Source organism: Brevundimonas vesicularis, from assembly GCF_032067225.1.
In the GTDB taxonomy this organism is placed as follows: domain Bacteria; phylum Pseudomonadota; class Alphaproteobacteria; order Caulobacterales; family Caulobacteraceae; genus Brevundimonas; species Brevundimonas vesicularis_F.
On the sequence record NZ_DAMBJX010000027.1, the window covers coordinates 25,753 to 35,683 of the forward strand.

The window sequence follows — 9,931 nt, forward strand, 5'->3', positions numbered from 1 at the left end:
GCGATTATGCCGAAGACGGCGATTCCGGCGAGCTGGGCCTGACCTGGACCCGCACCCTGAACCCGCGCTGGACCCTGGAGACGCGTCTGATCCACGAGTTCTCCAGCTTTGACAGCGTCTCGGGCAGCAATGAGACCCTGAACGGGACGGCGGCGCCAGAGCAGCAGTTCAAATCCAACGGCGACTCGTCGGAATCCATCCTGCGCGCCCTGGTGCGTCACGAACGCTCGCCCGCCCTGACAATCGAGGCCGGCGCCGAGATCGCCTACAATATGCTGGACGTGAACCAGGCCTTCACCATCGGCGGCGTCGGCGTTCCCCTGCCCAGCGCCTCGGTCAAGGTCGAGGAAACGCGCGGCGAGGCCTTCAGCAAGGCGACCTGGCGGATCAATCCGAAGCTGACGCTGGAGGGCGGCGTGCGCCTCGAGGCCTCCACCATCAGCCAATCGGGCGATGCGGATCAGGAAAAGAGCTTCTTCTTCGCCAAGCCGCGGCTGCTGGCGACCTGGACGCCGATGGCCGACAACCAGCTGCGTTTCCGCTTCGAGCGCGAACTGGGTCAGCTGGACTTCGGCGACTTCGCCGCCTCAGCTGAGCTGAGCGACGGCACGGTGTTCGGCGGCAACGTCGATCTGGAGCCGGAACAGCGCTGGATTTCCGAGCTGTCCTATGAGCGCCGCTTCTGGGGCGAGGGCGTGGTCTCGATCGGCTATCGCCACGACCGCATCATCGACGTGATCGACCGCCTTCCCCTGCCCGGCGGCCTGTCGGCCACCGGCAATATCGGCGACGGGACGCTGGATCAGCTGTCGCTGAACGTGGTGGTGCCGCTGGACAAGGTCGGGATCTCGGGCGCCCGCTTCACCTTTAGGAACGATTGGAACAAAACCAGCGTCACCGACCCGACCACGGGCGAGGACCGCCGCATCTCGGGCGTGCGTCCCAGCCAGGCCAATGTCGGCTTCCAGCAGGACATTACCTCGTGGAAGACCCAGTGGGGGATCAACTGGCTGCCGCGTCTGGGCCAGGCGACCTACGATCCGGACCAGACCTTCGCCTGGCGCGGCGCGGACTATCTGGAGGCCTTCGTCGAATACAAGCCCAGCCCGACCCTGTCGCTGCGCGCCCAGCTGAACCTGTGGGACGACTTCACCCAGCAGCGCACGGTCTACGCGACACGCAATCCGCGCACCGTGGCCTTCGTCGAGGAGCGCTCCATCGACCCGCGCACCTTCGTCTCGTTGCGGCTCCGCAAGACCTTCTGAGGCGCGCTTCACACAGCAAAAAGCCCCGGCGGATCGCTCCGCCGGGGCTTTTCCTTGATCAGGCGTCGATCAGTGGCTGGGTGTCGAGGCCGCAGGGCGGGCGACGTTGCCGTCTTCCTGACCGCGATCGTTCAGCGCGGGGCCAGGGTGGTTGTCCCCGTCATTGGCGCCGTGCGACCAACCCTTGATGAAGTGGCTGATGACAATGAAGGCCACGCCGATGCCCATGCCCCACAGGCCCAGCAGCTTGAACACTTCAAGCGAGGTCTGCAACGCAAGGCTCGGGTTCAGCACCTGGCCGCCCACCGTCTCCGTACCCGCCAGGCCGGCGATCCAGCCGCCGACATATTGGGCGATCGAGCTGGCCAGGAACCAGACGGCCATCATGAAGCTGACCACCTTGGCGACGGACAGTTTGGTGATTTCCGACAGGCCCACTGGCGACAGGAACAGCTCGCCGGTAGTGTGGAAGAGATAGAGCAGACCCAGCAGGAGCAGCGGCATCTGGAAGGCCGAGTTGGCCATGCCGGCGCCCCACACCACGATCATGAAGCCCAGTCCGACCTGAAGCAGGCCGAGCCCGAACTTCAGCGTGGGGTTGGGGTCCAGGTTGCGCTTGCCCAGGAAGGACCAGAGCGCGGCCATGATCGGTGCGAAGATCAGGATGAAGCCCGCATTGAACGACTGGGTCTGGGCCGCCGTGATGGTGGCGTCGATCCAGGGACCCGACGTGCTGAGACCGGCGGCGGCGATCTGGGCCGGGGTGCCGACGGTGACGCCCAGCAGCTGGAACGCCTGCGGGGTGATGCTGAGATCGACGTTGCGGTCGGCGAATAGGTTCAGCGAGGTGCCGGCCTGTTCGAACAGGGTGAAGAAGACGACCGAGCCGAAGATCAGCACCAGGGCCAGCATCATCCGCTCACGCTGCGCCTTGTTCTCGCAAACCTTGACGATGACGTAGAGGATGAACAGCAGCGACGCGACGGTGGCGGCGCCCAGGACCCAACCCACCAGGGCGTTGCGCTGAACCATGAACCAGACGACGCCGACGCCCAGGATGCTGAGCAGATAGATCGACCATTCGCGGTTGATGGGACCCAGCATCGGCTTGCTCAGATTGGCTTCGGCCGGAGGCTCGCCCTTGCCTTGCAGTAGGGGTTTGCCCAGCACGAACACGATCCAGCCCAGCGCCATGCCGACGCCGGCCAGACCAAAGCCTGCCCACCAGCCGACGGTCTGACCCAAAAGGCCGCACAGCACCGCCGCCCAGAAGGCGCCGAGATTGATGCCGTAGTAGTAGAGCGTGAAGCCGGAATCCCGCCGCGGATCGCCCTGCGGATAGAGCTGTCCGACGATGGTCGAGATGTTGGGCTTCAGGAAGCCGACGCCCATGATGATGAAGGACACCGCCAGATAGAAGACGTTCACGCCCGCCATGTCGCGGGTCGCGTCGATCTTGTATTCGCCGGTCGGCAGCACGGCCGGCAGCGGCGACGCGGCGGGCAGGCCCTCGATCGCCAGGCCGTTCTCGGCCGCCTCGAAGGCGTATTTCTGGCCATTGACGACGATCGACACTTCACGCGCCGCGCCGCGGCCTTCGGCGTCGATCTGATAGGTCTGACCGGCGTAGGTCAGGGTTTCGGTCGCGGGACGACCCTCGAAGGCCATCATGCCGTGACCGGCGACCAGCAGCAGGGCGCCGAAGGCGACGGCCTTGCGCGTGCCGATGAAGCGGTCGGCCATGATGCCGCCCAGCAGGGGCAGCAGATAGACCAGCGAGGTGTAGGAGCCGTAGGTCGACCCCGCCATGGCGTCGTCGAACAGGAAATGTTGCGTCAGGAAGAAGATCAGGATGCCGCGCATGCCGTAGTAGGAGAACCGCTCCCACATCTCGGCGAAGAACAAGATGATCAGTCCGCGCGGGTGGTTTTTGAGGATCTGCATCAGCACCGGCACGCCCGTGGCGAAGGTGATGATCAGTCCAAGGGCGACGACGATGTTCATGCGCGCGTCCCCCTAATCGTCTTCACGCGTCGTGTAAGTCGCGCCTTCCCCAAATCCGTCCTCAACGGCTCACTCCCAACTGCCGCGCCGCTTATCGGGCGCGCGAAAGGCGCATACCCAGCACAGCGGGCGAATCCGAACAAGTGTTAAGGCTGTCGCGGGGGCGGCCAGGCGACGCGCGAAGGAAGCGAAAAACAACCCTGAGTGATGTCTGATGGCGTATATCCTGCTAGGTCGGTCGTCAGAAACGCACACGGTTTCATAATGGGAAGGAGCGCCAGATGTCTGTCAGACCGATCGCCGCTCCAGACCATGAGGCGCTGAACAGGCTGCATCGTCAGGTCGGTTGGCCCGAACGGTCGCCGGCCGGATGGCGCTGGCTCGAGGCCAATCCGGCGCGGTTGGCGCTGGGCGCGCCCGCGGGATGGGTGGTCGCCGACGAAGACGACAACGCCGTCGCCATGCTGGGCACCTTCATCCAGCGGTTTCGATACGGCGTCCAGCACCACTTCGGCGCCACCGGCTTTTCGATCATCGTGCCGCCCTGCCAGAAGGGCGCCAGCCGGCCTCTAATCCGCACCTTTTTGAAACAGACAGGCCTGTTCGCCCGCTACACCTTCAACGCCAATGCGCGCTCGGCGCCGCTGTATGGCCTGTTCGACATGAAGCCCTGGCCGGCGCAGACTCACGGTCTGAAGCTGTCGTGGATCACCGACCGTCTGGCCTGCGCCCAGGGTCGTGTTTTGCGCCTGCTGCTGGGCCGCACCTCCGCCGAGACCGCCGCGCATCTGGGCGAGCGGCTGATGAACGGGCGCGTGTTTCGCCAGACGCCGCTGGTGCTGCCGGCTGGGGTGACGGTGCTGCGCGACTTGTCGGACGCCTCGCCCTATGCGGACTTCTGGCGCCGGCTGTCGCAAGAAGAGCGTCTGCTGGCGGATCGCAGTCCGGACATCCTGCGCTGGCGGTTGGCGGACCCCGACCTGACCCTGCCGCCGGTCATGCTGGCCTGCGTCAGGGATAGCCGCATCGTCGGGATGGCCATGGCGCAGATGACCAAGACCAGCCTGATCGAGCCGCCCTATCTGGACATCGTTGATCTGATCGCGCTGGAGACGGCGCCCGAGGCGATCGCGCTTCTGACCCAGGCCTTGATCGACAACGCCCGCGCGCTGGGGGCCGCCAAGGTGCGGCTGCAGGTGGTGACGCCGCGCCTGCTGGCGCAGTTGGGCGATCTGGCGAAGACGGCGCGGCGCGAAGGCGGCTGGGGACACTGCCACGCCATCATCGACGATCCTGCGCTGGCGGCCGCCTGGGCGCCGACGCCGTTCGACGGCGACTACGGCATCTGTTCGCGCACGCCGCCGATGCCCAAAACCTTGGCTGCCGCCGCAGTCACGCGCCCCACCTTGGGCGGGCGCGTGTCCAAGGCCTGATCAGGCGTTGGGGCGGGCCTTCAGCTCGTCGCGGATCTCGGCCAGCAGCGCTTCGGTCGCCGTCGGCGCGGCGGGCGCCGGATCGGGCTTGGCGGCTTCCTGACGACGCAGGGCGTTGATGCCCTTGACCACAAGGAAGACGACCCAGGCGACGATCAGAAACTGGATCACGGTGTTCAGGAAGGCGCCGTATTGGATCGCCACCTTCTCGACGGCCTCGGTCGCCGGGTTATCAGCCCTCAGCACCCATTCCATTTCCGAGAAATCGATGCCGCCGGTGATCAGGCCGATGGGCGGCATCACCACCTGATCGACCAGGCTTTTGACGATGCTGTTGAAGGCGGCGCCGATGATCACGCCGACCGCCAAGTCTACGACATTGCCCTTGACCGCGAACTCGCGAAACTCCGACAGCAGGCTCATGAGATTTCCTTGAGAAAGTTAGATCAGGCGTCGCCCGAGGCGTTCAGCCGCTCGCGCAGCTCCTTGCCGCTCTTGAAGAAGGGGACGGCCTTGGCAGGCACCTCGACGGTTTCGCCGGTGCGCGGATTGCGACCCGCACGCGCCGGGCGCGACCGCACCGACAGGGCGCCGAAACCGCGCAACTCGACCCGGCCGCCTTCGGACAAGGCCGAGGTCATGGTGTTGAGGATCACATTGACCAGCCGCTCGACCTCGGCGTGGGTCAGGTGGGTGTTTTCGGCTGCAAGCTTCTCGATCAGTTCGGACTTGATCATCTGCGCCCCCGCGAGCTCGGAATGACGGGCTGTTTCGCCCGCCGTCGATCCAGAGCCCACACCCTAACCTTCGACAGGCTCTGTAAAAAGCCCTTATCCGACAATGATGCGCGCCATTCGCAAGAAAAATGTCCGGAAGTGCACACAGCAGTGTGCCAGACAGAGAAAAGGGCGACGGGATTGCTCCCGCCGCCCTCATTCGTTGTCGCTATCGCAGAGCGCGCGACGCTCTGCTGATTGAGCGAGGCGACCGAAGGACGCGATGCGCCCTTCGGCTTGAGCCTTACTCCTTGGTGCCGGCGTTCTTCAGCGCGGCGCCCAGGATGTCGCCCAGCGAAGCGCCCGAATCGGACGATCCGAACTGTTCGATGGCTTCCTGCTCGTCCTTCATTTCCAGCGCCTTGATCGACACCGAGACGCGGCGCGAGGCCTTGTCCACGGCGGTGATCATGGCGTCGACGCGGTCGCCGACGGCGAAGCGTTCCGGACGTTGCTCGTTGCGGTCGCGCGACAGGTCCGACTTGCGAACGAAGGCCGTGACCGGCGCGTCGTCTTCACCGAACTTGACCTCGATGCCGCCCGACTCGATCGCCGTCACGGTGACGGTGATCTGCTGGCCGCGACGATAGGTGTCGCCCTCGCCGATCGGATCGCCGCCCAGCTGCTTGATGCCCAGCGAGACGCGTTCCTTCTCGACGTCGACGTCCAGGACCTTGGCCTTGACCATCTCGCCCTTGCGGTAGCGCTGGATGGCTTCTTCACCCGACACCGACCAGTCGAGGTCGGACAGGTGCACCATGCCGTCGATGTCGTTGTCCAGGCCGATGAACAGGCCGAACTCGGTGGCGTTCTTGACTTCGCCCTCGACGGTCGAACCGATCGGGTTGTTGGCGACGAAGGCGTCCCACGGATTGTCCTGAGCCTGCTTCAGGCCCAGCGAGATGCGGCGCTTGGAGGCGTCGACATCCAGAACCACGACGTCGACTTCCTGCGAGGTCGAGACGATCTTGCCGGGGTGGACGTTCTTCTTGGTCCAGGACATTTCCGAGACGTGGACCAGGCCCTCGACACCGGCTTCCAGCTCCACGAAGGCGCCGTAGTCGGTGATGTTGGTGATGCGGCCCGTGTACTTGGCGCCGACCGGATACTTGGCTTCCACGCCGTCCCAGGGGTCCGACTGCAGTTGCTTCATGCCCAGCGAGATACGCTGGGTGTCCGGGTTGATCTTGACGATCTGGACCTTGACGGTGTCGCCAACGGCCAGAACCTGGCTCGGGTGCGAAACGCGCTTCCACGACATGTCGGTGACGTGCAGCAGGCCGTCGATGCCGCCCAGGTCGACGAACGCACCGTAGTCGGTGATGTTCTTGACGACGCCTTCGCGGACTTCACCCTCGGCCAGCTGACCGACCAGTTCCGTGCGCTGTTCGGCGCGGGCTTCTTCCAGGATGGCGCGACGCGACACGACGATGTTGCCGCGCGGACGGTCCATCTTCAGGATGGCGAAGGGCTGTTCCTTGCCCATCAGCGGGCCGACGTCGCGGACCGGACGGATGTCGACTTGCGAACCGGGCAGGAAGGCCGAGGCGCCGCCCAGGTCGACGGTGAAGCCGCCCTTGACGCGACCGACGATGGCGCCGTTGACCGGCTGGCCTTCGGCGAACACGACTTCCAGACGGGTCCAGGCTTCTTCGCGACGAGCCTTGTCGCGGCTGATGACGGCTTCGCCCAGGGCGTTCTCGACGCGCTCCAGGTAAACCTCGACGTTGTCGCCGACCTTCGGCAGGGCGCCGTCGTCGCCTTGGCCGAATTCGCGCATGGCGATGCGGCCTTCGGTCTTCAGACCAACGTCGATGATGACGATGTCTTTTTCGATGCCGACGACGCGGCCGTGGACGACCTGGCCTTCGCCGAAGTCGCGACCCGACAGTTGTTCGTCGAGCAGCGCCGAGAAGTCGTCGCGCGTGGGGTTGAGAGTATCAGACATGAAGCTCTGGTGTTTCCAGTGGGGCTGTGGCGCGTGACCGAAGAACGATCCCGCGCGAGGTGGACCCCTGACGCAGCGAAAGGCGGCGCGCGGGGCGATGGGAAAAGATGGAATCAGGTCGTCGGGATGCGAGACCGTTCAGAACGATCAAAACGCCCGCGGAGGCCGAGGGTGGGAGCGTTGGATTTGCGAAATGGGTCAGAGACCGTGTTTCGCGCGCGCCGCCTCGACGATACGGCGGGCCGCATCGAAGGCGGCCTCTATACCCAGATCGGTCGTATCCAGCAAGACCGCGTCATCAGCCTGAACCATCGGGGCCGCCCCGCGCCCGGCGTCGCGCTCGTCGCGGCGCTGGATGTCGGCCAGCATGGCGTCGAAGGCGATGTCCGAACCGCGCGCCGTCAGCTGCTTCCAGCGGCGCGTGGCCCGCACCTCGGGCGTCGCGGTGACGAACAATTTGGCCTGAGCGTTCGGCGCAATCACCGTGCCGATGTCGCGTCCGTCGAGAACCGCGCCGCCCGCCTGGGCCGCGAACGCCTGCTGCAGTTCCAGCAGAGCCGCCCGCACGCCGGCGAAGCTGGCGACACGGCTGGCGGCCTCGCCCGCCTCGCCCGTCGTCAGGCGCGGATCCTCCGACAGGCCCGCCGCATCCAGCCCCCGCGCCGCCTGCGTCGCAGCGGCCTCGTCATCCAGCGATCCGCCGTCCGCCAGCACCTTTGCGCCCACGGCCCGGTACAGCAGCCCCGTATCCAGATGCGGCAGGCCATAGGTCTGGGCCAGACGCGCGGCGATGGTCCCCTTGCCAGAGGCGGCCGGTCCGTCGACGGCGATGATCAGGGTCAAGCAGGTCTCCGCAGCGCGTGGCGCATTTCAATCTCGATCCCAAACGCACGGGAGGCCGAACCTGATAGCGAGGATCGCCCGACCAATCCAGCCGAAGCCCTCAGTCCCGGCGTCCGACCAAATCACGAATTGCAAGGGGCGCCATCGTCAGGATCGGCTTGATCCAGCCCGACAGCCCCGGCCGGCTCACGACCATGCCTTCCAACGCGCCAGAACCACGACCGCGAAGGCTGCCAGACCTAGCCACACCAGACAGGCGACACCGTTCAGCACCACGCTCGAATAGAAGAAGGCGTCGCCCTCGGCCCTCAGATGCACGGCGCCATGTTTGCCCGAGACCCTGCCTATCGTCACACCTTGCCAGACGATCCAGGCCGTCCAGCCGGCTCCGCCCAGACAGGTCAGAAGACCGAGGACCGCGATGCCTCGACCGAGGACGTCGCGCGCGGACTTCACGCGATTCGCCCGCCCAGCCCGTTCATCATCTCGACGAAGCCGGGGAAGCTGGTGGCGATCATGCCAGGCTCGTCGACCGAGACCGGTTGTTCGGCGGCCAGGCCTAGGACCAGATGGCTCATGGCGATGCGGTGGTCGTGGGCGGTGTGGACCAGGCCGCCTCCACGCACGGACTCGCCCTGGCCGGCGCCGGTGACGATGAAGCCTTCCGGCTCCTCCTCGACCTGAACGCCGCAGGCGCGCAGGCCCTCGACCATCAGCGAAATCCGGTCGCTTTCCTTGACCCGCATTTCACCCACACCGCGCATGACGGTGACGCCGTCCGCAAAGGCCGCCGTCGCCGCCAGGATCGGATATTCGTCGATCATCGAGGCGGCGCGATCCTCGGGCACGACCACGCCCTTCAGGGACGAGTGACGGGCGGTGATGTCGCCGACCTCTTCGCCCCCGGCCTCACGCTGGTTGGTGATGGTGAGGTCGGCGCCCATCTCGATCCAGGTGTCGAACAGGCCGGTGCGAAGCGGGTTCAGCATCACGCCCTCGACCGTGACCTCCGACCCCGGCACGATCAGCCCCGCTGCCAGGGGAAACGCCGCCGAGGACGGATCGCCCGGCACGGCGACGAAGGTCCCGGTCAGGGCCTGACCGCCCTTCAGCGTCACCTTCCAGCCCCCGCCCCTCTCCTCGACGCCCACCTCGGCGCCGAAGGCCCGCAGCATCCGCTCGGTGTGGTCGCGGCTCTTTTCGGGCTCGACCACCGAGGTGACGCCCTCGGCGTTCAGACCCGCCAGCAGGATGGCCGACTTCACCTGGGCCGAGGCCACCGTCTGCACATAGTCGACGGCCTTCAGCGCGCCGCCGGTCAGGGCCACAGGAAGCCGATCCTCGGCCGCCTGCCAGTCGAACGCCGCGCCCATCTCGGCCAGCGGTCCCGTGACCCGCTTCATCGGACGCTTCCTCAGCGAACCGTCGCCATCGAAGGTCGCCGTCAGCGGATAGCCGGCCGCCGCGCCCATCAGCAGGCGCACCCCGGTTCCCGCGTTGCCGCAGTCGATCACCGACGACGGCGTCTTAAAGCCGCCCGCCCCCTCGATGCGCCATCTGCCGTCGCCGGTCCGCTCGACCTTGGCGCCGAAGGCTTCGACCGCGCGGGCGGTGGCCAGGACGTCGTCGCCTTCCAGAAGGCCCTCGACCTCGGTCACGCCC

9 protein-coding genes are annotated in these 9,931 nt (G+C 66.2%); 2 read left to right on the forward strand and 7 right to left on the reverse strand.

Annotated features, from left to right (window positions below):
- Positions 1 to 1,265: TonB-dependent receptor (locus tag RT123_RS08805; RefSeq protein ID WP_313008777.1), on the forward strand; the 1,265-nt coding region annotated here is incomplete at its 5' end.
- Positions 1,266 to 1,334: 69 nt separating this feature from the next.
- On the opposite strand, the gene RT123_RS08810 is transcribed toward RT123_RS08805, so the two are convergent.
- Positions 1,335 to 3,269, reverse strand: coding sequence for an oligopeptide:H+ symporter (locus tag RT123_RS08810; RefSeq protein ID WP_313008779.1), 1,935 nt, complete (start codon positions 3,267 to 3,269; stop codon positions 1,335 to 1,337).
- 281 nt (positions 3,270 to 3,550) lie between these two features.
- Here RT123_RS08810 and RT123_RS08815 point away from each other — a divergent pair, with 281 nt between their 5' ends.
- Positions 3,551 to 4,702, forward strand: coding sequence for an N-acetyltransferase (locus RT123_RS08815; protein ID WP_313008780.1), 1,152 nt, complete (start codon positions 3,551 to 3,553; stop codon positions 4,700 to 4,702).
- Here the strand turns inward: RT123_RS08815 and mscL are convergent, their stop codons facing one another.
- The 6 genes from mscL to aroA form a co-directional block, all read right to left on the reverse strand.
- A complete protein-coding gene (mscL, locus tag RT123_RS08820; protein ID WP_313008781.1) occupies positions 4,703 to 5,125 on the reverse strand; it encodes a large-conductance mechanosensitive channel protein MscL in 423 nt (140 codons plus the stop codon). It lies immediately after the preceding gene.
- Between the two features lie 23 nt (positions 5,126 to 5,148).
- Positions 5,149 to 5,439, reverse strand: coding sequence for an integration host factor subunit beta (locus RT123_RS08825; protein ID WP_039244165.1), 291 nt, complete (start codon positions 5,437 to 5,439; stop codon positions 5,149 to 5,151).
- Positions 5,440 to 5,722: 283 nt separating this feature from the next.
- Positions 5,723 to 7,426, reverse strand: coding sequence for a 30S ribosomal protein S1 (gene rpsA / locus RT123_RS08830; protein ID WP_066552585.1), 1,704 nt, complete (start codon positions 7,424 to 7,426; stop codon positions 5,723 to 5,725).
- Between the two features lie 198 nt (positions 7,427 to 7,624).
- Positions 7,625 to 8,269: a (d)CMP kinase gene (gene cmk / locus RT123_RS08835; RefSeq protein WP_313008783.1), complete on the reverse strand. Its 645-nt coding sequence runs from the start codon at positions 8,267 to 8,269 to the stop codon at positions 7,625 to 7,627.
- Between the two features lie 186 nt (positions 8,270 to 8,455).
- Entirely contained in the window at positions 8,456 to 8,725 is a 270-nt protein-coding gene (locus RT123_RS08840) for a hypothetical protein (RefSeq protein WP_313008784.1), read from the reverse strand.
- On the reverse strand, positions 8,722 to 9,931 hold a 1,210-nt coding region (aroA, locus tag RT123_RS08845; protein WP_313008785.1), incomplete at its 5' end, for a 3-phosphoshikimate 1-carboxyvinyltransferase. The genes aroA and RT123_RS08840, both read right to left, overlap by 4 nt.